This is a genomic window from Patulibacter medicamentivorans (assembly GCF_000240225.1).
In the GTDB taxonomy this organism is placed as follows: Bacteria; Actinomycetota; Thermoleophilia; order Solirubrobacterales; family Solirubrobacteraceae; genus Patulibacter; species Patulibacter medicamentivorans.
Genome location: NZ_AGUD01000019.1, coordinates 25,007 through 48,764 on the forward strand (window position 1 = coordinate 25,007; position 23,758 = coordinate 48,764).

Below are 23,758 nucleotides of genomic sequence, written 5' to 3' on the forward strand. Positions count from 1 at the left end.
AGGAGTTGCTCCATGACCACCATCATCCGCCGCCCGTTCACCGACGTCGCCGATGCCCGCGCCCGCCTTGGCTCGCCGGTCGTCGAGATCACCCCGAAGCCGGCCGACGAGGCCTGAGGGCCGGATCCGCGCGATGGGCGCTCCCTCCTCCTCGCCGCCGATCGCGCGCGATCCCACCGAACCGGCCGCCACGCTCCTGCGCGAGCTCGAGACCTCCTCCACGGGGCTGACGAGCAGCGAGGCGCGGCGGCGGCTGGACGCCTACGGGCCGAACGAGCTGGTCCGCCGGCGCGGGGCCGACTGGCCCCGGCAGCTGGCGGCCCAGTTCACGCATCCGCTGGCGCTGCTGCTGGCCGCCGCGGCGGTCCTCGCGCAGCTGGCCGGGATGACCGTCCTGACGATCGCGATCGTCGCGGTGATCGTGCTCAACGCGGCGCTGGCGTTCTGGCAGGAGCGCCAGGCCGTTCACGCGCTCGAGGCGCTTCGCGAGTACCTGCCGCCGCAGGCGACCGTGCTGCGGGACGGGCGCTCGGTCAGCGTCGACGCGACGACCGTGGTGCCGGGCGACGTGCTGCTGCTGCAGGAGGGCGACCGGATCAGCGCCGACGCGCGGCTGCTGAGCGGGGCGTTGGAGTGCGACACCTCGGCCCTCACCGGTGAGTCGCAGACGGTCCTGCGCAGCGCGGACGCGTCGCCGGTCCCCGGATCCCTGACCGCGCAGCCCGACCTGGTCTTCAGCGGCACCAGCGCGACCGGCGGCGACGCGACGGCGGCGGTCTTCGCCACCGGCATGCAGACCGAGATCGGGCGGATCGCGGCGCTGTCGGATCAGGTCAGCACCGAGCAGAGCCCGCTGCAGCTCCAGGTCCGCCGGGTCGCCTGGCTGATCGCGCTGATCGCGGTCGGCGTCGGCATCGCCTTCGTCCCGCTCGGCACCGCGGTCGCCGGCCTGCCGCTGCGCGACGCGGTGATCTTCGCGATCGGCCTGCTGGTGGCCAACGTCCCCGAGGGCCTGCTGCCGACGATCACGCTGGCGCTCGCCGCGGGCGTCCGGCAGCTCGCGCGGCGCGGGGCGCTGGTGAAGCGGCTCGGCGGGGTCGAGACCCTCGGGGCCACCGACGTCATCTGCACCGACAAGACCGGGACGCTGACCCTCAACCGGATGCGGGTCGTCGACCGCTGGACGCCGGATGCGGCGGGGAGCGACGCGGAGCCGAAGCTGCTGCGCGCCGCGGCCACCTGCACGACGGCGGACCTCGACGCCGAAACCGGCGATCCGACCGAGCTCGCGCTGCTGGCGGCGGCCCGCGACGGCGGCGTCGATCTCGCGGTCGCGACCGGCGCCCGCCGGCAGCTCTTCCACTTCGACCCGACGCGACGGCTGATGACGACCGTCGACGCCCGCGCCGACGAGCTGTGGGCGACCACGAAGGGGGCGCCGGAGGAGGTCCTCGACCGCTGCACGCGGATCGGCGATCGGCCGCTCGACGAGCGGCAGCGGGCTCGGGCGCGCGCGGTCGACGAGCAGCTGGCGGCCCGCGGGCTGCGCGTGCTCGGGATCGCCGAGCGGCGGCTCGACCGGCTGCCCGGGCGCAACGACCGCGACGACAGCGAGCGCGGCCTGACCTTCCTCGGGCTGATCGCGATGATCGACCCGCCGCGGCCCGAGGTCGCCGACGCGGTCGCGAAGTGCCACCGGGCCGGCATCAAGATCCACGTCGTGACCGGCGATCAGGGCCTGACCGCGGCGAACGTCGCCGGCCAGGTCGGGATCGGCGGAGCGGGGATCCGGATCGTCGGCGCCGAGGAGTTCGCGGCGCTCGGCGACGCCGAGCTCACGACGCTCCTGCGGGGGCCGGAGGAGCTGGTCTTCGCCCGCAGCAGCCCGGAGGCGAAGCTGCGGATCGCCGACGCGCTGCGCCACGACGGCCACGTCGTCGCGATGACGGGCGACGGGGTCAACGACGCCCCGGCGCTGCGACGGGCCGACATCGGGGTCGCGATGGGCCGCTCGGGCACCGAGGTGGCGCGCGAGGCGGCGACGGTCGTGCTGACCGACGACGACTTCTCGACGATCGTCGCCGCGGTCGAGGAGGGCCGGCGGGTCTACTCGAACATCCGCAAGTTCATCCTCTACATCTTCGCCCACGCCCCGGCCGAGGTGCTGCCGTTCCTGGTCTTCGCCCTCAGCGGCGGCGCGGTGCCGCTGCCCCTGACCGCCGTCCAGATCCTGGCGATCGACCTCGGGACCGAGACCCTGCCGGCGCTGGCGCTCGGCCGCGAGCCGGTCGAGGAGGGGACGATGGAGCGCCCGCCGCGGCGCCACGGCGCGCAGGTCATCGACCGGGCGCTGCTGGTCCGCGCGTGGGGGGTGCTCGGCCTGACCTCCGCGATCCTGGTCCTCGGCGGGTTCTTCTTCGCGCTCTGGCGCGCCGGCTGGACGCCGGGCGCGGCCACCGACGCCGGCTCGGCCCTCCACGACGGCTACCTGCAGGCGACGAGCATGAGCTTCCTGGGGATCGTCGCCTGCCAGCTCGGCACGGCGCTCGCGGCCCGCGCCGAGCGCACGTCGCTGCGCAGCGTCGGGTTGCTGGGCAACCGCCTGCTGCTGTGGGGCATCGCCTTCGAGCTGGTGGTCGCGGCCGCGGTGGTCTGGCTGCCGCCGCTGCAGGAGGTCTTCTCGACCCGGCCGCCGGACCTGTCGACGCTGGCCCTGCTGCCGGCGTTCCCGGTGGTGGTGTGGGGCGTCGACGAGCTCTACCGCTGGAACCTACGACGCCGGGAGGCACGATGACCGAGACGATTTCCAGCTTCGAGCAGGCCCGCCCTGGCGACTGGCTCGAGAGCCCGGTGGCGGGCGGCGGTCCGCCGCGGCGCGGGCTGATCCTCGAAGTCCGCGGCGGGCCGGGGCACCGCCGGTTCCTCGTCCGCTGGGACGAGGAGCACGAGGCGATCCACTACCCCGAGCCGCACGAGCGGCTGCGGCGCGAGTGAACGCGCCGGCGGCCCGGCGCGGCCCGCGGCCGTGGTTCCACCGGCGACGGCGATCAACCCCCGGCGGTCTCGGCCGCGGACGGTCTCGGCGTCCGGCTTCGGCGCAGGACGACGAGCGCCGTCGCCGCGATGCCGGCGAGCAGGGCGAAGCCCAGCGCGTAGCCGCCGGTCGCGCCGTTGACCACGCCCATCAGCAGCGGCGGGAAGAACCCGCCGAGCCCGCCGGCGGCGCTGACGACGCCGGTGACGCCGCCGACCTCGGCCGGGAACCAGATCCCGACCAGCTTGAAGACGGCGCCCGTTCCGAGGCCGAGCGCGACCGCCAGGGTCAGGCACGCGATCGTGAGGGGCAGCATCCGTGTGTAGCCGGCGGCGAGCACGAGCGCCAGGCAGGCGGTGCCGGCGAACGACCAGCGCAGCACCCGCTCGGCACCGACGCGGTCGGCCAGCCACCCGCCGAGCGGTCGCGCCACCACGGCGAGCGCGGCGAAGCCGGCGGCCCGAGCCCCGGCGTCGGTCTTGCTGAGCTCGTGGACCCCGGTCAGCAGCTTGGGCAGGTAGAGGAACATCGAGACGAAGCCGCCGAAGGCCACGAAGTAGAACAGCGTCAGCGCCAGCGCCCGGGGCTCGGCGCGGTAGACGGCCACGATGCTGCGCCGGGCCGGGGGCGAGGCACCAGCCGAGGCCCGCGGCGCGTCCCTCGCGGTCGCCAGCCAGACGGCGAGCGCGACGGCGACGAGCCCGGCGGCGACGAGGAACGGGGCGCTCAGGCCCCACACGTCGGAGATCGCCGGCGCGGTCAGGCCGGCGAGCACCGTCCCGCCCATGCCGGCGCCGTAGACCCCGAGAGCGAAGCCCTGGCGCTGCGCGCCGTACCAGCGCGAAACGAAAGGCACGCCGACCGCGAACGACGAGCCCGCGAAGCCCAGCAGGAATCCGAGCACGAGCAGGACACCGAGCGACGAGTGCCACGCGGCCAGCGCCAGCAGCGGCGCGATTGTCCACGCCAGCAGCAGGGCGAAGATCAGACGCGCACCGTGGCGGTCGCTGAGGATGCCCATCGGGATCCGCATCAGCGACCCGAGCACGACCGGCAGCGCGACCGCCATCGAGAGCTCGAGGTCCGACAGCGCCAGGTGGTCCTGGAGGTCGGGGCCGAGCGGCCCGAGCAGGCTCCAGGCGTAGAAGCAGGCCGTGAACGCGATCGTGCTGACCAGCAGCGCCCGCCGGCTCTCCGGGGACTCGCGGGTCGAGGCGACGGATGTCGGGGTGGGCGAGCTCACGGCGTTCGACGGCGCGCGGCGAGCGCCGTCCGGCGGCGACGCGGGGCGGCGAAGCGTCGTCGGTAGAGGATGTGCGGCCGGCCGATGTACGGCACCGGCAGGCTCCAGAGGTGCACCAAGCGGCTGAACGGGAAGAAGGCCCAGAACGCCCAGGCGCAGACGGCGTGCAGCTGGTACAGGAACGGCGCGCCGGTTACCGCGTCGACGTCCGGCTGCAGCGCGAACAGCGAGCGCCACCAGACGCCGACGCTGTCGCGGTAGTGGTACGGCGAACTGCCGAGCAGGTTCTCGGCGAACGCGATCCAGGTGCCCTGTAGCACCAGGAACGTCAGCAGGAAGTACGTGATCATGTCCGCCGGGGTCGTGGTCCGGCGGACACGGGCGTTCGTCGACCGCCGGTACATCAGGCCGAGGAACCCGACGACCGTCACCAGCCCGGCGAGCGCGCCGGCGATGGCGGCGAACCAGTGGTAGCCGTTCTCGCTGATGCCCAGAGCCTCGGTCAGCGACGCGGGGATCACCAGCCCGATCACGTGTCCTCCGGCGGCGGCCAGGATCCCGAAGTGGAACGCGGGGCTGGCCCAACCGAGGATCTTGCGCTCGAGGATCTGCGTCGATCGGGCTCCCCACCCGAACCGGTCGCTGCGGTAGCGCCACCAGTGCCCGACGACGAACGTCGCCAGCGCCAGGTACGGCAGGATGATCCACAGCAGGACGCGGCCGGCGCTCATCGCCGTGCCTCCGCGCTCGGCATCACGTCCGGCGGGGCGAACGGCTCGAGACCGACCAGCTCCCGCGGCGGGCCGTTGGTCGCGAGCGTCGCCGCGCGGACCCGCTCGCCGGCCGTCGGCTCGCCGAGGACGCCCGCGACGGCCGCCAGCACGTCGGCATAGGGGCTGCCCTGGTCGACCAGCGCCAGACGGAGGAGCTCGAGCGTCGCGCGGTGCTCGCGCAGGATCGCGATGCCACGTCCGCCCGGCGCGTGGGCGGCGAACTCGAGCATCACCGCCAGGTGATCGGGCAGCTCGTCGCTGGCCATCGGCAGGCCCGCGGCGCGGTAGAGCTTGCGCAGCCGCAGCAGCGCCATGCCCCGTCCGCGCTTGTCGCCCTCGGAGTAGTAGGTCAGGTAGAGGCTGCAGCGCTGTCGCAGGTCGAACGTCTCGACGTACTGACGCTCGAGCTCGCCGACGTCGCAGGTCGACCACCAGCGCGCGAATCGCAGCAGCGCCACCACCGGGGGCGCGGGGGCCAGCCCGGCCAGCAGGTCGGGGATCGGCGCGGCTGCCACGCGCAGCTCGTCGTCGGGGTACTCCAGGAGCAGGGCGCAGGCGGCCAGCAGCTGGGACGCCTCGACGGCCTCGTGGCGGGGCGCGCGGCGCATCAACGACCCTCGGCGTCCTCGCGGCGGCGGTCGCCCAGCATCTGCACGATGTCGAGGTCGACCCGGTCCTCGCCGGGGAGCATGAACGCCTCGGCGTCGACGGCCGATTCGTAGCCGGGCGGGCCGGAGACGTCGCGCTCGATCGCCCCGCAGTTGCCGGGACCGTCCTCGAAGTCCAGGCCGCAGGTGCCCTTCTGCTCCATCAGCTGGCCCGCGAGCTCGGTGTGCGCAGGCGGGATCACGTAGCGGTCCTCGTACTTGGCGATCGCGAGCAGCCGGTACAGGTCCTCGACCTCCTGAGACGTCATGCCGACCGCTCGCGGCCGTGAGTCGTCGTGCTCCCCGAGCACCTCGCGCTTGCGCATGTGATGGCGCATCGCGGCCAGGCGGCGCAGGACGCCGCGGATCACCTCGCCGTCGCCGGCGGCCAGCAGGTTGGCCAGGTAGTCGACCGGCACGCGCATCGCGTCGGGGTCGTCGACGGCCGAGAAGACCTCGTCGGGATCGGCTTCGTAGCCGTCGGTCTCGAGCGTGCTCGCGATCGGCGAGAGCGGCGGGACGTACCAGACCATCGGCAGCGTCCGGTACTCCGGGTGCAGCGGCAGCGCGACGCGGTACTTCATCGCCAGCAGGTAGACGGGTGAGCGGATCGCCGCGTCGATCCAGTCCTCGGGCACGCCGTCGGCCAGCGCCTGGGCGCGGACCAGCGGGTCGGACGGGTCGAGGAAGACGCTCCGCTGCGCCTCCAGCAGATCGTGCTCGTCGGGCACGGACGCGGCCGCCTCGACCCGGTCGACGTCGTAGAGCACCAAGCCCAGGTAGCGGATCCGGCCGACGCAGGTCTCGGAGCAGATCGTCGGCTGCCCCTGCTCGATCCGCGGGTAGCAGAGGGTGCACTTCTCCGCCTTCCCGCTCCTGTGGTTGAAGTAGACCTTCTTGTACGGGCAGCCGGACACGCAGAAGCGCCAGCTGCGGCACTTCTGCTGGTCGACCAGCACGATCCCGTCCTCCTCGCGCTTGTACATCGCGCCCGACGGGCACGACGCGACGCAGGAGGGGTTCAGGCAGTGCTCGCAGATCCGCGGCAGGTACATCATGAACGCCTGCTCGTACTGGGCCTTGACCTGGTCCTCGATCCCGACGGTCAGCGGGTCGTGGTGGATCCGCTCCGGCGAGCCCGCGAGGTTGTCCTCCCAGTTCGGCCCCCAGCTGATCTCGTCCAGCTGCTCGCCGGTGATCCGGGAGCGGGCCCGCGCCACCGGGTCGTGGCGCTGGCGCGGCGCGTCGACCAGCTGCTCGAAGTCGTAGGTCCACGGCTCGTAGTAGTCGTCCAGCGTCGGCAGGTCGGGGTTGGCGAAGATCGACAGCAGCTTGCGCAGCTTGCCGCCGGCCTTCAGCCGTAGCCGCCCCTTGCGGTCGAGCTCCCAGCCGCCGCGCCACTGCTCCTGGTCCTCCCAGCGCTTGGGATAGCCAACGCCGGGCTTGGTCTCGACGTCGTTGAACCACATGTACTCGGCGCCGGGACGGTCGGTCCAGACCTGCTTGCAGGTGACGCTGCAGGTGTGGCACCCGATGCACTTGTCGAGGTTCATCACCATCCCGACCTGCGCGCGGATCGTCATTCGTACACCACCTTCGACTCGCGCTTGCGCAACACGGTGACCTCGTCTCGCTGCGACCCGGTCGGGCCGTAGTAGTTGAACCCGAAGGAGAGCTGCGCGTAGCCGCCGATGAAGTGCGTGGGCTTCATCACGATCCGCGTCAGCGAGTTGTCGGTGCCGCCGCGCCGGCCCTGCAGCTCGGTCAGCGGCACGCCGACGTTGCGGTCCTTGGCGTGGTACATCAGGCAGGTGCCCTGCGGGATCCGCTGGGAGACCGTCGCCCGCAGCGCGACCACGCCGTTGCGGTTGTAGCTCTCGACCCAGTCGTTGTCCGCGATCTGCAGCTCGGCGGCGTCCTCGACGCTGATCCACAGCATGCCGCCGCCGCGGAACAGGGTCAGCATGTGGACGTTGTCCTGGTACTCGGAGTGGATCGACCACTTGGAGTGCGGGGTCAGGTACTGGAGCGTCAGCTCCTTGCGCTGCGAACCGTCGCGGGCGCCCTGGTCGCCGAAGATCGCGGTGTAGCGCAAGGGCGGGCGGTAGGCGGGCAGGCCCTCGCCGAGCTCGAGCATCCAGCTGTGGTCGACGTAGAGCTGCTGGCGGCCCGAGAGCGTGTGCCACGGCTTGTCGCACTCGACGTTGATCGTGAACGGCGAGTAGCGCCGGCCGTGCGCCTCGATTCCCGACCACTCGGGCGACGTCATCACGGTGCGCGGCTGGACCTGCGCGTCGGCGAAGCTGATCCGCAGGTCCTCGCTGCCGGTCGCGAGGTGCGCCATCGGCACGCCGCAGGTCTTCTCGAGCGCGCGGAAGCCGGCGACCGACAGCCGGCCGTTGGTCGTTCCCGAGAGGGAGAGGATCGCCTCGCAGGCGTCCTCGACCCGCCGCAGCGAGGGGCGACCGTCGGCGATGCCGCCACGGACCGCCCCGCAGTGCGCCCGCAGGTGCTCGACCTCCTCGGACGCGTCCCACGACGTGCCCTTGATCTGGGTGCCGAGCTGCTCGACCAGCGGTCCGAGCGCGGCCCACTTCGCCGCCACGGCCGGGTAGTCGCGCTCGACGACGATCAGCTTCGGCATCGTGCGACCGGGGATCGGCTCGCACTCGCCGGCCCGCCAGTCGCGGACCTCGCCCAGCGGTTGCGCGATCTCGTCGGGACTGTCGTGGCCGAGCGGCGCGACGACGAGGTCGCGGCGGACCCCGAGGTGGCGCTCGGCCAGCTCGGAGAAGCGGGTCGCGATCCGCTCGAACGCCTGCCAATCGGTCTTGCTCTCCCAGGCCGGCGACACGGCGGGGTTGAAGGTGTGGACGAACGGGTGCAGGTCGGTCGTCGACAGGTCGTGCTTCTCGTACCAGGTCGCGGCCGGCAGGACGACGTCGGAGAAGATCGCCGTGCTCGTCATCCGGAAGTCGATCGTCGTCAGCAGGTCGAGCTTGCCCTCGGCCGCCTCGTCGCGCCAGCGGACGTCCTGCGGGCGCCACTCGGGCGGCGTCTCCTGCGCGCGGACGGCGCTCTCCGACGTGCCGAGCAGGTGCTTGAGGAAGTACTCGTGGCCCTTGCCGGAGGACCCGAGCAGGTTGGCCCGCCAGATCGTCATGACCTTCGGATGGTTGCCGGGCGCACCCGGGTCCTCGCAGGCGAAGTGCAGTCGACCCTCGCGGAGCTCGCGAACCACGTGGTCGGCCACGCTCGCGCCGGACGCCTGCGCCTCGTCGACGAGGTCGAGCGGATTGCGGTCGAACGACGGGTAGGAGGGAAGCCAGCCGAGTCGGGCCGCCAGCGCGTTGACGTCGGCGACGTGCTTGCCGTCGAGCAGCCCGCGGCCGAGCGGCGAAGCGTGGTCGGCGGGACGGATGTGCTCGTAGCGCCACTGCTCGCTGGCGAGGTAGAAGAACGGCGTGGCGGATTGGTGGCGTGGCGGTCGCGACCAGTCGGTGGCGAAGGCCAGCGTCTGGAGGCCGGCGAGTGGACGGACCTTCTCCTGACCGACGTAGTGCGCCCATCCGCCGCCGTTGACGCCCTGGCAGCCGCACATCAGCACCAGCGCCAGGAACGTGCGGTAGGTCTGATCGGAGTGGAACCAGTGGTTGGTGCCGGCGCCCATGCAGATCATCGAGCGACCGTCGGTGCGCTCGGCGTTGCGGGCGAACTCGCGGGCGACGCGGGCGGCGAGGCGACGGTCGACGCCGGTGATCGCCTCCTGCCAGGCAGGGGTGTGCGGCTGCGGGTCGTCGTAGTCCGTCGGCCAGTCGCCGGGGAGCCCGGGCCGACCCACGCCGTACTGGGCGAGCGTCAGGTCCAGGACGGTCGTGACCAGGTGGCCGCCGACCCGACGGGCCGGCACGCCGCGACGCATGATCCCGCCGTGCTCGCCGTCGCCGACGTCGAAGCGCGGCAGGTCGACGGCGACCTGCTCGTCGGCGTGCTCGTGGAGGCTCAGCATCGGCTGGACGCCGTCCAGGCGCAGGTTCCACTCGCCCGGCGCGCCATAGCGGTGACCGACCGAGCCGTTGGGCACGACCGGCTCGCCGCTGCGCTCGTCGATCAGGACCGGCTTCCAGTCGCCGTTCTCGACCTCGCTCGCCGGGTCCAGGTCCGACGCGCGCAGCAGCCGATCGGGGACGTGGACGCCGTCGCGCTCGCGCAGCGTGACCAGCAGCGGCATGTCGGTGTAGCGCCGCGCGTACTGCTGGAAGTAGGGCGTCGACCGGTCGACGTGGAACTCCTTCAGGATCACGTGGCCCATCGCCATCGCGAGCGCGCCGTCGGTGCCCGGTTGGGCGGCGAGCCAGTGGTCGGCGAACTTCGTGTGCTCGGCGTAGTCGGGCGAGACGACGACGACCTTCTGGCCGCGATAGCGGGCCTCGGTCATGAAGTGCGCGTCGGGCGTCCGGGTCGTCGGCAGGTTCGTGCCCCAGACCAGCAGGTAGCCCGCGTTCCACCAGTCGCCGGACTCCGGCACGTCCGTCTGGTCGCCGAAGGTCTGCGGCGAGGAGGGCGGCAGATCGGCGTACCAGTCGTAGAACGACAGCACGACTCCGCCGATCAACGAGTAGAACCGCGCGCCGGCGGCGTAGGACGCCATCGACATCGCGGGGATCGGCGAGAACCCGGCTACGCGGTCGGGGCCGTCGCGCTTGATCGTGTGGACGTGCGCGGCCGCGATCAGGTCGACGGCGTCGTCCCACGACGCGCGCACGAAGCCGCCGCGGCCGCGCTCGCGCTTGTAGGCGCGGGCGACCTCGGGGTCGTCGACGATCGAGGCCCACGCCTCGACCGGGTCGCCGAGCCGCTCGCGCTGCTGCCGGAAGAGCGCCAGCAGCGTGCCGCGGACGTAGGGGCGCTTGAGCCGCAGCGGCGAGTAGATGTACCAGGAGAACGACGCTCCGCGGGGGCAGCCGCGTGGCTCGTACTCCGGCATGTCGGGACCGGTGGAGGGGTAGTCGGTGGCCTGCGTCTCCCACGTCACCAGGCCGTCCTTGACGTAGACCTTCCACGAGCACGACCCGGTGCAGTTGACCCCGTGGGTGGACCGGACGACCTTGTCGTGGGACCAGCGGCCGCGGTAGCTGGCCTCCCAGCGTCGGTCCTTGGCGACGAGCTGGCTCCAGCCCTCCTCGGAGATCGGGCCGCGCCGCAGGTGTCGATGGAGCCCCAGGAGCGGGCCCTTCCGTGGCTTGGGACGCGCCATCGAGCGTTCGGCCTCCTGTATGCCGGGGAACCCCGGAGGGACGGGAGCGAGGAGCCCGGAGGGGTCCTCACGGGGCCACCGTCGCACATGGATCCGCGCCCGGACCACCGGGGAAACTACGGAGACGCTCGTGGAGCGCGGCCGCTCAGGCCGCGTGCCGCTCGCCGCCGGCGAGCAGCGCGTCGAGCTCGCTGACCTGGTCCCGGAGGCCGCCGCAGACCTGCTCGCAGAGCGCGTAGACGGACGCGTCGGCGATCGCGTAGCGGACCGAGGTGCCCTCCTTCGCGCGGGACACGATCCCGGCCTGGTGGAGGACGCCGAGGTGCTTGGAGACGTTCTGCTGGCTGCCGCCGATCGCCGCGGTCAGCTCGCCGACCGTGGCCGAGCCCTCGCGCAGGCGGTCGAGCAGCCGGATCCGGGTCTGGTCGCCGATCACGCGGAAGCGCTGGGCGATCAGCTCGGCGAGCGACTCGGGCAGCGGACTGGGCAACTCCACAGCACAACCATACTGCTGTGCAGCGACGGGCTCGGGGGCGCGCGCGGCCCCGCCCGAGGCCGTCGACGGCGCCCTCATCGCCGGTCGCCGCCAGCCGGTTCGGGGTCGCCGTGGCGCCCGCGCACGACGGGCAGGCGAGCCGCGGACCAGGCGGTCATGCCGCCGGCGACGTTGCGCGCGTCGAGCCCGGCGGCCGCGGCGATCCGCGTGGCGCGGGCGCTGCGGCCGCCGGAGCGGCAGACGAACGCCACCGGGACGTCGCTCGGCAGCTCGCCGATCCGGCTGGCGAGCTGCCCGAGCGGGATGTGCCGGGAGGGCACGCCGGGAGCAAGCTCCCGGCGCTCGGCCGGCTCGCGGACGTCGACCAGGACCAGCCGCCCGGCGCGAGCCTGCTCGGCCGCGTCGTAGGGGCGGATCCCGGCGGTCTTCCCGAAGCGGAGCATCGGCGCTCGCCTACGCGTGGCCGAAGCGGACGTCGGGCAGGATCCGGTCCAGCGGCTTCGGCAGCCACCAGGCCCAGCGGCCGGTCAGCCGCAGCAGCACGGGCAACAGCAGCAGGCGGATCAGGAACGCGTCGAGCAGGACGGCGACGCCCAGGATCACGCCCATCTCCTTCGGCGGCAGCGGGCCCGAGAGGGCGAAGGTGAAGAACACCGCGACCATCACCGCCGCCGCCGCGAAGACGACCCGTCCGGAGTGCGCCAGGCCGCCGACCATCGCCTCGCGCGGGTCGTGCGAGCGCTCCCAGTGCTCCTTCGCCGACGACAGCAGGAAGACCGTGTAGTCCATCGAGATCGCGAAGACCATCGCGAAGAAGAAGACCGGCGCCCAGGCGTCGAGGAAGCCCTGCGGCTCGAACCCGAGGAGCCCGGACCCGTGGCCCTCCTGGAACACCAGCCGGGCGACGCCGAACGCGGCGCCGACGGCGAGCAGGTTGGTGACGGTGCCGATCAAGGCGACCAGCGGGGCGCGCAGCGCGAACAGCAGCAGCAGGAACCCGAGGCCCAGGACCACGCCGATCACCAGCGGGGTCTTCGCCGACAGGGTCGCCTCGAGGTCGTGGTTCTCGGCCACCGAGCCGCCGACGAGCGCGGCCGCCGGCAGCGCGTCGCGGATCCGGTCGATCGCGTCGCCGGTCGTGGCCGCGGACGGATCCTGCTTCAGGGTCGCCTGCAGCAGGACGTGGTCGCCGCTGCCGCGGACGGTCGGCAGCACGCCGGCGACGTCGCGGTCGCGCAGCAGCGCCGCGCGGGTCGCGTCGGCCTGGGCGGACGGGGTGACCACCTGCAGCGGTCCGGTCGCCCCGGGCCCGAAGGCCTGTTGCACGAGGCCGTAGCCGACGCGCGATCCGTCCTGGTCGGGGACGACCTTGATCGACGGCATGCCGGTGCGCAGCCCGAGGACCGGCGCGGCGAGCACCAGCAGCAGGACCAGCGCGACCGAGCCGAAGGCGATCGGGTGCCGCCACAGCCGCTCGGCCCAGGCGGCGAAGCGCGGGGAGCGGTGCTCGCCGCTGTGGGCCCACGGCAGCGCGCCCTTGTCGACCCGCGGGCCGAGCTTCGCCAGCACCGCCGGGAGCAGGGTCAGCGTCGCGGCGAGGATGAAGGCGACGGAGACCATGATCCCCAGCGCCATCGAGCGGAACGCGGGCGAGGGCACCAGCATCACCGCCGTCAGCGAGATCAGCACCGTCAGCCCCGAGAACAGCACCGCCTTGCCGGCGGTGTCCATCGTCTCGGTCGTCGCCGCGACCGGGTCGAGCTTCGACCCGAACAGCGCGGCGCGGTAGCGCATCACGATGAAGAGGGCGTAGTCGATGCCGAGCGCCAGCGCGAACATCAGCGCGAAGTTCATCGCCCAGATCGAGACGTCGAGGATCTGGGTCCCCAGGTAGAGCGTGCCGGCCGAGGCGACGAGTCCGAGGATCGTCAGCATCAGCGGCAGGCCGGCGGCGACCAGCGACCCGAACGCCAGGACGAGGATCACCATCGTCACCGGCCACGAGATCAGCTCGCTCTTCATCATCGCGTCGCGGTTGGCGACGTTGAAGTCCGACCACATCCCGCTGGCGCCGGTCAGCGCCGTCTGCACGCCGTCGACCTGCGGCAGCCGCGTCTTCAGGTCGTCGGCGGCGCGGACCATCTCGTTGCTGCTGGCGGCCGCGGATGCCTGGACGATCGCGGTGTGGCGATCGCGGGAGATCGACACGCCGGGCTGGGGCGCGATCACGCGCCCGACGCGGTGGTCGGCCCGGAGCGTGCGCTCGGTCCGGTCGATCGCGCCGGCGAAGCCGGCGTCGCCGACGGTCTGCCGCTGGCTGTGGAGGACGACCATCAGGGCGCTCGACGAGAGCCCGCCGAACTCGCGGTCCAGCAGGTCGCGGGCCTGCACCGACTCCGAGCCCGTGGACTCCCAGCCGGCGCCGGAGAGCGCGTGCTCGACGCGCGGCGCGAAGAAGCCGAGGCCGATCGCGATCACCGCCCAGGCGATCGCGACGACCCGGAAGTGGGTGGCGGTATAGCGGCCGAGGCGGCCGATCGGTCCGACGGTGCTCATCGGGGGCTCCTTCGACAGGCGGGCTCGAGCCCGAGGACGCGGTGCAGGATCAGCGACGCCGGGCAGGCCCCGACGGCGACGTAGAGCCACTGGTTGAGGCCGACGAACGCGGTCAGCAGCAGGAACCAGGGGGACACGACCGCGACCAGCGCGGCGGACAGCAGCGTGACGCTGCCGGCGAGGGCGAAGAGCGCTCGCTCCAGTGGCCAGCGGGATGCGGGCGCGATCGGGGTGGGGTGGTCGACGGTGCTCATGGGGCGGTCTCCGGGGGCGGTGGTTGGCGGAGCGATGCTTGAGCACTATACCACTGAAAAGTTGCAGAGTTGTATTACGTCGCGGCGACCCGCGTCCCGGCGCGGCCGGCGAGGATCGCCCCGGCGTCCTCGAGCGCGCCGATCGCGGCGAGCCCGCCGGTCGCGGCGAACCGCGCGGCCGCCTCGACCTTCGGGCCCATCGAGCCGGGCGGGAGCGACCCGGGAGCGGCGCCGGCGGGGGAGAGGACCTCGATCGCGCGGGCTCGGGGCGTGCCGAAGTCGGCCATCACCGCCGGCACGTCGGTCAGCAGCAGCAGGGCGTCGGCGCCGAGCCGCGCGGCCAGCAGCGCGCTCGCCCGGTCCTTGTCGACCACCGCCTCGACGCCGTGCAGGATGCCGTCGCCGTCGCGGGCGACGGGGATCCCGCCGCCGCCGGTGCAGATCACGACGACGCCGTCGCCGACCAGCCGCTCGATCACCGGCAGCTCGACGATCTCGCGCGGGGCGGGCGAGCCGACCACGCGCCGCCAGCGGTCGCCGTCGGGCGCGATCACCCAGCCGCGCTCGGCGGCCAGCCGCTCCGCCTCGGCCCGCTCGTAGACGGGGCCGATCGGCTTGGTCGGCCGTGCCAGCGCCGGGTCGTCGGCGGCCACCACGACCTGGGTCAGCAGCGTCACCACCTCGCGGCCGGGCAGGGCGTTGACGAGGGCCTGGTCGAGCAGGTAGCCGATCAGCGCCTCGCTCTCGGCGCCGAGCACGTCGAGCGGATCGCCGTCGGCGGCGGACCGCAGGGCGAGCAGCCCGACCTGCGGTCCGTTGCCGTGGGTCACGACGACGTCGTTGTCGGCGAGCAGCGGGGCCAGCGCGGCGACTGCCTCGGCGACGTTGCGGCGCTGGACCGCCACCGTCGGCGCCTCGTCACGGCGCAGGAGGGCGTTGCCCCCGAGCGCGACGACGACCAGCGGTCGCGGTCGAGTCACCCGATCACCGCCCGCCGCAGAGCGCGTGGAGGACCGCCTGCTCGGTCGGCAGGCGGTTCGCCGCCTGCTGCCAGACGGCGCTCTGCGGCCCGTCGATCACCTCGGCGGCCACCTCCTGGCCGCGGTGGGCCGGCAGGCAGTGGAGGAAGATCGCGTCGCGGCGGGCGTGCGCCATCAGCGCCTCGTCGACCCGATAGGGCTCGAGCGCGGCCAGCCGGTCGCTGCTGTCGAGATCGCCCATCGAGACCCAGACGTCGGTGTAGACGGCGTGGGCGCCCGTGACCGCGGTGATCGGGTGGCGGTGGACCTCGATCGCCCCGCCGGCGTCGCGCGCGAGCGAGATCACGTCGGGGTCCGGCTCGTAGCCGGCCGGGCAGGCCAGGTCGATCGTCACGCCGGCCAGCGTCCCCGCCTCGATCAGCGAGTTCGCGACGTTGTTGCCGTCGCCGACGTAGGCCAGGCGCAGCCCGTCCAGCCGGCCGAAGCGCTCGCGCAGGGTCAGCAGGTCGGCGAGCGCCTGGCAGGGATGGTGCTCGTCGGTCAGCGCGTTGATCACCGGCACCTCGGCCGCGGCGGCGACCTCCTCGACCGTCTCCTGGCCGAAGGTCCGGATCACGATCGCGGCGGCGTAGGCCGACAGCACGCGAGCGGTGTCGGCGATCGGCTCGCCGCGGCCGAGCTGCAGCTCGTCGGGCCGCAGCATGATCGGCAGCATCCCGAGCCGGTGGGCCGCGGCCTCGAACGACACGCGGGTGCGCGTCGAGGGCTTGTCGAAGAGCGCGGCGAGGCTGCGTCCCCGCAGCGACTCGCCCCAGTTCCACGGGTCGGCCTTCATCCCCGCCGCCAGGTCCAGCAGCCGCAGCAGCTGGGAGCGGTCGAGGTCGGAGATCCGCAGCAGGTCGGCGGGCATGGTCAGCAGGACGGTCATCGGATCGCCTCTCGTTCGATCGGGCAGGACATGCAGCGGGCGCCGCCCCGGCCGCGGCCGAGCTCCGCTCCCGCGATCGTGATCACCTCGATCCCGGCCTGCCGCAGCCGGGTGTTGGTGTCGACGTTGCGCTCGTAGCCGACGACCACGCCGGGCGCGATCGCGAGCACGTTGTTGCCGTCGTCCCACTGCTCGCGCTCGGCCTCGTAGCGGTCGCCGCCGGTCTCGATCACGCGCACGTGCTCGAGCGCCAGCTCGACGGCGATCGCGTCGAAGACCTCGCCCTCGCGGGCGACGACGACGCCGCTGTCGCGGCCCGGGGCCAGGGTCGTCGCCTGCATCGAGCAGCGCAGCTCCGGGTAGACCGTGAACGCGTCGCGGTCGACCATCGTCAGGACGGTGTCGAGGTGCATCGCCGAGCGCTGTCGCGGCAGCTCGACGGCGATCACCCGGCGGGCGGCGCCGGCGGCGAACAGCCGCTGGGCGAGCAGCTCGACGGCACCGGGGCGGGTCCGCTCGCCCATCCCGATCATCACGCAGCCGTCGCCGAGGACGAGGACGTCGCCGCCCTCCAGGTGGGCCGGGCCGCCGAGATCGTCGCTCCAGACCTGGTGCTCGACGCCGGCGAACAGCGGATGGTGGCGGTAGATCGCCTCGTAGTGCAGCGACTCGCGGCGGCGGGCCGGCTTCACCATCGCGTTGATCGTCACGCCGCCGAAGACCCAGGCCGAGGTGTCGCGGGTGAACATGTGGTTGGGCAGCGGGTCGAGTAGGAAGCCGTCGTGCCGCGACCGCAGCACCGGCAGCGCGTTGCTGCGGAACGGCAGGTCGGAGACGTCGATGCCGCCGATCAGCCAGTCGACCAGCTCGTCGCCGGGCAGGGCCTCCAGCCACTCGCGGACGGCGGGGCCCAGGCGCGGGCCCAGGTCCGCGGTCCGCAGCGTCCCGTCGAGCACCAGCTGGCGCGCCGCGGGCTGCTCGAGCGTCTCGGCCAGCAGCCCGCCGAGGTACAGCACCTCGATGCCGCGCTCGACGAGGGCGTCGGCGAACGCGTCGTGCTCCTGACGCGCCCGCTTGACCCAGAGGACGTCGTCGAACAGCAGCTCGTCCTTGTTCGACGGCGTCAGCCGCCGCAGCTCGAGGTCGGGCCGGTGGAGGATCACCCGCCGCAGGACGCCGACCTCGGAGTCGACGCCCAGGCGGGCGGCGGTGGCGGGAGCGGTGCTCATGCCGTCACCTCGCCACGGGTCACGGTCGGCTCGACGTCCGCCGCGGCGACGGCCTGCGGGAGGTCGGCGATCACGCCGACCTCGGCCGGGGCGTCGTCGCCCTGGTCCTTGTCGCGCCGCCAGACCAGGAACAGGTAGACCGGGATCCCGGCCATCAGCAGCACGAAGCCCTTGGCGATGATCTCCTGGCCGGAGCCGGCGATCGCCCACACCGAGTAGGCGAAGGCCAGCAGCGCGATGACGCTGTCGCGGGCGAAGCGACGGCCGCGGAACTGGTCGGGCTCCTTGATCGCCAGGTAGACCTGCGCGGCCGCGGAGTAGGCGTAGGGCACCAGCGTCGTCAGGGTCGCCAGCAGGATGATGAAGTTGAACTGGTCGACGAGGCCCTTGGTGTAGTTCATCAGCATCAGGACCGTCACCAGGATCGACGAGACGACCAGGCCGAAGACGGGGGTCCGCCGCTTGCCGTGGACGTTGGCGAAGCGCTTGGGGAAGAGCCCGTCCTCGGCGGCGGCCAGCGGCACGCGGCCCTGGAGCAGGATCCAGCCGTTGAGCGCGCCGAAGCTCGAGACCATCGCGATCGCGGCCACGACCTTGCCCCAGCCGCCGCCGAAGATCGACCCGGCGGCGTCGGCGAACGGGCTGGTCGAGTTGGCCAGCTCGCCCGTCGGCAGGACGCCCATGATCGCGACGGTCGCCAGCAGGTAGAGCATCGCCGTCAGCCCGGTGCCGAGCATCGTGGCGCGCGGGATCGTCTTCTCCGGGTCGCGGACCTCCTCGGCCGGGACGGTCGCCGACTCGAGGCCGATGAACGCCCACAGGGTGAGGGCGGCGGTGGTGGAGAAGAGGCTGAGGCTGTGGCCGTGCGGCGCGAACGGCGTGTAGTTGCCGCCCTTGATGAAGAAGAGGCCGATGATCCCGATGATCGCCAGCGGCACGAACTTCAGGACCGTCGTGGCGACCTGGACCGCACCGCCCTCGCGGGCGCCCAGGATGTTGGCCAGCGTCAGCAGCCAGATCGCGGCGATGCCGACCAGGGCGGCCAGCAGGTTGTGGTCGCCGAGCGCGGGCCAGAAGACGGCGAGGTAGCCGACGAAGGCGACGGCGATCGCGGCGTTGCCGGCCCAGACGGCGATCCAGTATCCCCAGGCGGTCTGGAAGCCGATGAAGTCGCCGAACGCCCGGCGCGCGTAGGCGTACGGGCCGCCGGTGCGTGGGAACGCCCGGCCGAGGTTGGCGAAGACGAGCGCCAGCAGCATCGCTCCGGCGCCGGTGAAGATCCAGGCCAGGATCGACATCGGACCGGCGGTCGCCGCCAGCGACGACGGCAGCAGGAAGACGCCGGAGCCGACCATGTTGCCGACGACCAGGGCGGTCGCCATCCACAGGCCCATCGAGCGCTTGAGCTTCGGTCGGGCGGCCGGCGGCGCTGCGCCGGCGGGCGGCGACGCGCCGTCGGAGGACGGTGAGACGTCGGTGAGCGGGGACATCGGAGGACCTCCAGGTGGACGGCCGGCGTCGGCCGGCGCAACGAACGGTGTCGCCACGGTCGCCGAGTCGCGGCGCGGCGCCATCCGCGCAGCCTGCGACCGCCGTTGCGGATCTCCCGCAGCTCGACGGGGTGGCCTACGGTGTCGGCCGTCGCCGGTCCGCCGGATGATCCGATCCGCCCATGCGCTTCCTCCACGGCCGACGAGCTCGGCAGCACCATCGCCTGCGACGGCGCCTGCACCAACGCCGGGGGACGGTGGGCGTGCTGGCGGTGCTCGGGCCGGGACTGCTGGCCGGCCTCTCCGACGACGACCCGGCGGGGATCACCACCTACTCGATCATGGGCGCCGACCACGGCTACCGGCTGCTGTGGGTGCTGCTGGCTTCGACGCTGCTGCTGATCCTCTTCCACGAGCTGGCCGCGCGACTTGGCGTGATGACCGGCAAGGGGTTGCTGGCCCTGGTCCGCGAGCGACACGGCGAGCGGGCGGCGCTGGCGCTGCTGGCCCCGCTGCTGGTGGCGAACATCGGCACGCTGGTGGCCGAGTTCGCCGGGGTCGCCGCCGCGGCCAGCCTGGCCGGGATCCCGCGCGGGCCCTCGGTGGCGGCCGCGGCGATCGTGGTCTGCGGCCTGGTGCTCGGCTCCAACTTCCACCGCGTCGAGCACGTGCTGCTGGCGCTCAGCGCGGTCTTCGTCGCCTACATCGGCGCCGGGCTGCTGGCGCATCCGGACGCCGGTTCGACGGTCGACGGGCTGCTCGTGCCCGGCTTCGGCAGCGGCGAGGGGGCGCTGCTGGCCGCGGTCGCCTGCGTCGGGACGACGCTCGCCCCGTGGGGCCTGACGTTCATGCAGTCCTACGTGGCCGACAAGCGGCTGAAGCCGGCCGAGCTGCGGTTCGAGCGGATCGACGTGGCGACCGGAGCGATCCTGACCGGCGTGATCGGCGCGTTCATCGTCGTCGCCTGCGCCGCGACGCTGCACCCGATCGGGCGCTCGATCGAGGACGCGTCCGACGCGGCGCTCGCGCTCCAGCCGCTGGCCGGGCGGCTGACGTCGCTGCTGTTCGGCGGCGGCCTGATCGGGGCCGCGCTGCTGGCGGCCGCGGTGGTCCCGCTCGCGACCGCCTACTCGGTCAGCGAGGCGCTCGGCCACGAGGGCCGGCTCGACGACCCGCCCGATCGCGCCCGGATCTTCTACGCCAGCTACGCCGGCTCGGTGGTCGTCGCCGTCGCGATCGTCCTGATCCCGTCGGTGCCGCTGGTGCCGGTGCTGTTCCTGACCCAGGCGCTGAACGCCGTGCTGCTGCTGCCGATCCTGCTCGTGGTCCGGCGGCTGGCGAGCGATCGCACGCTGGTCGGCGAGCACGCTCTCGGCAGGTTCGGGCAGGGCGGGACCCTGGCGGCGACCGCCGCGGTCGCCGCCAGCGTCGTGGTGCTCGGGGCGCAGGCGCTGTAGCCGGCGGCCGCTGCGGAGTCGCGATCCGTAGTCCTCCCCGGGCGGCGGGCGGACCGTCCCGGATGGCGCGGCCGAGCGGTGCTCGTAGCGTCGCGGTCATGTCCACGAGCTTCCGCCAGACCCTCTCCGAGACGCGCGCCCGCGACGTGATGCACTCGCCCGTCGTCGCCTGCGACCCGGCGACCGACCTGCGCGACGTCGCCGCCGCGATGGCCCAGCACCGGATCCACGCGGTGATCGTCGACGGCATCAGCCACGACCCGCCCGGCGACCGGCTGGTGTGGGCCGTCGTGTCGGACCTCGACCTGGTGCGGGCGTCGGTCAACGTCGCCGCCGGCACCGTCGCCGCCGACGTCTCCGCCACCCCGGTCGTCTGCGTCGACGACACCGACGACCTGGTCGTGGTCGCCGCCGCCCTGGCCGAGAACGACTGCACCCACGCGGTGGTGACCGACGGGGTGCGCCCGGTCGGCGTGATCTCGACCCTCGACATCGTCGCGGCGCTCGTCGCCGACGACCGGATCGCGACGGCCTGACGATGGCCACCGCGGACACGCCGACGGCCGACGCGGGCGGGCCCGACGCGTCCGCGGCCCGGCTCGAGATCGACTTCCCCGACCGGCAGCTCGACCCGCTGAGCACCCTCTTGCGGCCGATCTGGGCGCTGCCGATCCTGCTCGTGCTCTGGCTGCTGAGCGGCAGCGGCATCTCCTACGGCGACGAGCACACGGTGCTGGCCAGCGGCGGGCTGCTGGTGCTGCCGACGGCCGCGATGCTGGTCGCCCGCCGCAAGTACCCGCGCTGGTGGTTCGACTTCAACCGCGAGCTGACGCGGTTCGGGGCCCGCGTCGGCGCCTACCTGGCGCTGATGGACGACCACTACCCGTCGACCGACGAGCAGCAGGCCGTCCACCTGGAGCTCGACTACCCCGACGCCGAGCGCGACCTGAACCGCTGGCTGCCGCTGGTCAAGTGGCTGCTCGCGGTGCCGCACTACGTGGTGCTCCTGGTCCTCTGGATCGCGGCCGTGCTCGTCGTCATCTACGCCTGGGTCGCGATCCTCGCCACCGGCCGCTACCCCCGCGGCGCCTTCGACTTCGTCGTCGGCGTCGCACGCTGGCAGCTGCGCGTGGCGGCCTACGCGACCCTCCTGATCACCGATCGCTACCCGCCGTTCTCGCTGCGCTGAGACGCGAGGGAGGACCTTCCGATGAGCACGACCACGACCACGCGGCGCCCGTCCCCGCGCGAGGCCCTCGCGCGGCTGACCGGCCCGCTCGAGGCGGAGCTGGCGACCGTTCGCGCCCAGATCGACCAGCTGCTCGCCGCCGAGCGCCGCCAGCGCCAGGCCCTCGACCAGCTGCGCCAGGCGCTCGACGACCTCCACGCGCGGCCCGCGGCGCCGGCGCTGGCGCGCGTCCCGGTCCGGAGGGGCTGACGATGGCCGACCCGCAGCCGACGGGCGAGCCGAAGGAGCCCGACGCGCAGTCCGCCGGCCGCCGCTGGCCATCGATCTGGATGGTCGTCGTGACCGTCGTCGCCATCAACTGGCTGATCGCGGCGGTCGTCAGCAGCTCCGACCGCACGCCGAGCGTTCCCTACAGCGTCTTCCGCCAGCAGGCCGAGCAGGGCAACGTGCTCAGCGTCCGCTCGCAGGCCGAGACGATCGAGGGCCGGTTCCGGCGGGCGGTGCAGGTCGTCGACGGCGATCGCAAGCGCGAGACCACGACCTTCGAGACCGAGCGCCCGGCGTTCGCCGACGACGCGCTGCTGGGGCTGCTGCTGGGCAAGAAGGTCAAGATCGACGCTCGTCCGCCGGCCAAGGCCTCGCCGCTGCTGTCGATCCTGATCGGCGTCGTGCCGACGCTGCTGATCCTCGGGGTGCTGTTCTACGCGATGCGCCACGCCGGCGGCGGGGGCGGGCTGTTCGGGACGGCCGGCCGATCGAAGGCGCGCCGCTACGAGGCGACGGGCACCGGCACCAGCTTCCGCGACGTCGCCGGGATCGACGAGGCGACCGACGAGCTGGCCGAGGTGGTGGACTTCCTCCGGCACCCGGAGCGCTACCGGCGGCTCGGGGCGACGGTCCCGCGCGGCGTGCTGCTGACCGGACCTCCGGGCACCGGCAAGACGCTGCTCGCCCGCGCGGTCGCGGGCGAGGCGGAGGTCCCGTTCTTCTCGCTGTCGGCCTCGGAGTTCGTCGAGATGTTCGTCGGCGTCGGCGCCAGCCGCGTGCGCGACCTCTTCGCCCAGGCCAAGAGCAGCGCGCCGTCGATCGTCTTCATCGACGAGCTCGACGCGATCGGCCGCTCGCGCGGGTCCGGCGGGCCGACCGGCTCCAACGAGGAGCGCGAGCAGACCCTGAACCAGATCCTGACCGAGATGGACGGCTTCACCGGGACCGAGGGCGTGATCATCCTCGCCGCCACCAACCGGCCCGAGATCCTCGACCCGGCGCTGCTGCGCGCCGGCCGCTTCGATCGCCGGATCGCGGTCAACCCGCCCGACCGGGTCGGCCGCGAGAAGATCCTGCGCGTCCACACCCGCAGCGTGCCGCTGGACGAGCGGGTCGACCTGGCGACGATCGCGGCCCAGACGCCGGGGATGGTCGGCGCCGACCTGCGGACGCTGGTCAACGAGGCGGCGCTCGGCGCGGCGCGGGCCGAGCGCGCCGCGGTCGCCCCGGAGGACTTCGCCGACGCGCTCGAGCGGCTGATGCTGGGCGCCGCGCGACGGATCGTCCTCTCCTACGGGGATCGCCGTCGAACCGCCTATCACGAGTCCGGCCACGCGCTGCTGGGCGTCCTGCAGCCCGGCGCCGATCCGGTCCGCAAGGTCTCGATCATCCCGCGCGGGCATGCGCTCGGCGTGACGTTCCAGAGCCCCAGCGACGACCGCTACGGCTACGGCGAGCCGTACCTGCGCGGCCGCATCACCGGGATGCTCGGCGGGCGCGCCAGCGAGCAGCTGGTGCTCGGCGAGATCACGACCGGCGCCGAGTCCGACCTGGAGCAGGCGACCGCGCTGGCGCGTCAGATGGTGGGGCGCTGGGGGATGTCCGAGAAGCTCGGGCTGCTGACCGCGCTGCCGAACCGCGAGGGTGGGGTGATCGGCTTCGCCGGCCTGCCGGCCGGGACCTCGGAGCGCACGCTGGAGCTGATCGACGTCGAGGCCCGCCGGATCCTCGACGACTGCTACCGCGACGCGGTCCGCACGCTCCGCGAGCATCGCGACGAGCTGGATGCGCTGGCCGCGGCGCTGCTGGTGCACGAGACGCTCGACGAGGAGGCGATCTACGCCACCGTCGGCCGGACCCCGGTCGCCCCGGCCTCGAGCCCGAACCCGGCCTCGACCCCGACCCCGACTCCGGCCCCGACTCCGACCCCGGGGCCGGAGCCGGCCGTGGGCGCGTAG

Annotated in this window: 20 protein-coding genes; 7 read left to right on the forward strand and 13 right to left on the reverse strand. The window is 73.3% G+C overall.

Annotation, left to right across the window (positions count from 1 at the left end; genetic code table 11):
* The first annotated feature begins 133 nt into the window (after positions 1-133).
* Positions 134-2,794 carry a cation-translocating P-type ATPase gene (locus PAI11_RS02860; protein WP_007570636.1) on the forward strand — a complete coding sequence of 887 codons (2,661 nt, stop codon included), beginning with the start codon at positions 134-136 and terminating at the stop codon, positions 2,792-2,794.
* Positions 2,791-2,994 (forward strand): DUF1918 domain-containing protein, encoded by a 204-nt coding sequence (locus PAI11_RS02865; protein ID WP_007570638.1) that lies wholly within the window; start codon positions 2,791-2,793, stop codon positions 2,992-2,994. Before PAI11_RS02860 ends, PAI11_RS02865 begins: the two co-directional genes overlap by 4 nt.
* Positions 2,995-3,047: 53 nt before the next feature.
* On the opposite strand, the gene PAI11_RS02870 is transcribed toward PAI11_RS02865, so the two are convergent.
* The 13 genes from PAI11_RS02870 to PAI11_RS02930 all read right to left on the reverse strand — a co-directional run bounded on the left by PAI11_RS02870 (position 3,048) and on the right by PAI11_RS02930 (position 18,791).
* Entirely contained in the window at positions 3,048-4,277 is a 1,230-nt protein-coding gene (locus PAI11_RS02870) for an MFS transporter (protein ID WP_007570640.1), read from the reverse strand.
* Positions 4,274-5,008, reverse strand: a complete 735-nt coding sequence (gene narI, locus PAI11_RS02875; RefSeq protein ID WP_007570643.1) for a respiratory nitrate reductase subunit gamma — start codon at positions 5,006-5,008, stop codon at positions 4,274-4,276. Before narI ends, PAI11_RS02870 begins: the two co-directional genes overlap by 4 nt.
* Complete coding sequence (gene narJ / locus PAI11_RS02880) at positions 5,005-5,658, reverse strand: nitrate reductase molybdenum cofactor assembly chaperone (RefSeq protein ID WP_007570645.1); 654 nt, start codon at positions 5,656-5,658, stop codon at positions 5,005-5,007. Before narJ ends, narI begins: the two co-directional genes overlap by 4 nt.
* Positions 5,658-7,280: a nitrate reductase subunit beta gene (gene narH, locus PAI11_RS02885; protein ID WP_007570647.1), complete on the reverse strand. Its 1,623-nt coding sequence runs from the start codon at positions 7,278-7,280 to the stop codon at positions 5,658-5,660. The genes narJ and narH overlap by 1 nt, the downstream gene beginning before the upstream one ends.
* Complete coding sequence (locus PAI11_RS02890) at positions 7,277-10,954, reverse strand: nitrate reductase subunit alpha (protein WP_007570649.1); 3,678 nt, start codon at positions 10,952-10,954, stop codon at positions 7,277-7,279. The genes narH and PAI11_RS02890 overlap by 4 nt, the downstream gene beginning before the upstream one ends.
* Positions 10,955-11,099: 145 nt before the next feature.
* Complete coding sequence (locus PAI11_RS02895) at positions 11,100-11,450, reverse strand: ArsR/SmtB family transcription factor (protein WP_007570653.1); 351 nt, start codon at positions 11,448-11,450, stop codon at positions 11,100-11,102.
* A gap of 74 nt (positions 11,451-11,524) precedes the next feature.
* The gene (locus PAI11_RS02900) at positions 11,525-11,893 is read right to left on the reverse strand and encodes a rhodanese-like domain-containing protein (protein ID WP_007570655.1); all 369 of its coding nucleotides are present in this window, start codon (positions 11,891-11,893) and stop codon (positions 11,525-11,527) included.
* A gap of 10 nt (positions 11,894-11,903) precedes the next feature.
* Positions 11,904-14,006: an MMPL family transporter gene (locus PAI11_RS02905; RefSeq protein ID WP_007570657.1), complete on the reverse strand. Its 2,103-nt coding sequence runs from the start codon at positions 14,004-14,006 to the stop codon at positions 11,904-11,906.
* Positions 14,003-14,260, reverse strand: a complete 258-nt coding sequence (locus PAI11_RS02910; RefSeq protein WP_007570658.1) for a DUF2892 domain-containing protein — start codon at positions 14,258-14,260, stop codon at positions 14,003-14,005. The genes PAI11_RS02905 and PAI11_RS02910 overlap by 4 nt, the downstream gene beginning before the upstream one ends.
* A gap of 74 nt (positions 14,261-14,334) precedes the next feature.
* Positions 14,335-15,240 (reverse strand): carbamate kinase, encoded by a 906-nt coding sequence (locus PAI11_RS02915; protein ID WP_007570659.1) that lies wholly within the window; start codon positions 15,238-15,240, stop codon positions 14,335-14,337.
* A 4-nt stretch (positions 15,241-15,244) separates the two neighbouring features.
* Positions 15,245-16,168, reverse strand: a complete 924-nt coding sequence (gene argF, locus PAI11_RS02920) for an ornithine carbamoyltransferase (protein ID WP_007570660.1) — start codon at positions 16,166-16,168, stop codon at positions 15,245-15,247.
* Positions 16,165-17,397 carry an arginine deiminase gene (gene arcA, locus PAI11_RS02925; protein ID WP_007570661.1) on the reverse strand — a complete coding sequence of 411 codons (1,233 nt, stop codon included), beginning with the start codon at positions 17,395-17,397 and terminating at the stop codon, positions 16,165-16,167. Before arcA ends, argF begins: the two co-directional genes overlap by 4 nt.
* Entirely contained in the window at positions 17,394-18,791 is a 1,398-nt protein-coding gene (locus PAI11_RS02930; RefSeq protein WP_081488229.1) for an amino acid permease, read from the reverse strand. The genes arcA and PAI11_RS02930 overlap by 4 nt, the downstream gene beginning before the upstream one ends.
* Positions 18,792-19,069: 278 nt before the next feature.
* Here PAI11_RS02930 and PAI11_RS02935 point away from each other — a divergent pair, with 278 nt between their 5' ends.
* The 5 genes from PAI11_RS02935 to ftsH all read left to right on the forward strand — a co-directional run bounded on the left by PAI11_RS02935 (position 19,070) and on the right by ftsH (position 23,758).
* Complete coding sequence (locus tag PAI11_RS02935) at positions 19,070-20,344, forward strand: NRAMP family divalent metal transporter (RefSeq protein WP_007570663.1); 1,275 nt, start codon at positions 19,070-19,072, stop codon at positions 20,342-20,344.
* 98 nt (positions 20,345-20,442) lie between these two features.
* Complete coding sequence (locus PAI11_RS02940; RefSeq protein ID WP_007570664.1) at positions 20,443-20,880, forward strand: CBS domain-containing protein; 438 nt, start codon at positions 20,443-20,445, stop codon at positions 20,878-20,880.
* A 2-nt stretch (positions 20,881-20,882) separates the two neighbouring features.
* A complete protein-coding gene (locus PAI11_RS02945; RefSeq protein WP_007570665.1) occupies positions 20,883-21,533 on the forward strand; it encodes a DUF4389 domain-containing protein in 651 nt (216 codons plus the stop codon).
* Positions 21,534-21,554: 21 nt separating this feature from the next.
* Entirely contained in the window at positions 21,555-21,782 is a 228-nt protein-coding gene (locus PAI11_RS02950) for a hypothetical protein (RefSeq protein WP_007570666.1), read from the forward strand.
* A 2-nt stretch (positions 21,783-21,784) separates the two neighbouring features.
* Positions 21,785-23,758 (forward strand): ATP-dependent zinc metalloprotease FtsH, encoded by a 1,974-nt coding sequence (ftsH, locus tag PAI11_RS02955; RefSeq protein WP_007570667.1) that lies wholly within the window; start codon positions 21,785-21,787, stop codon positions 23,756-23,758.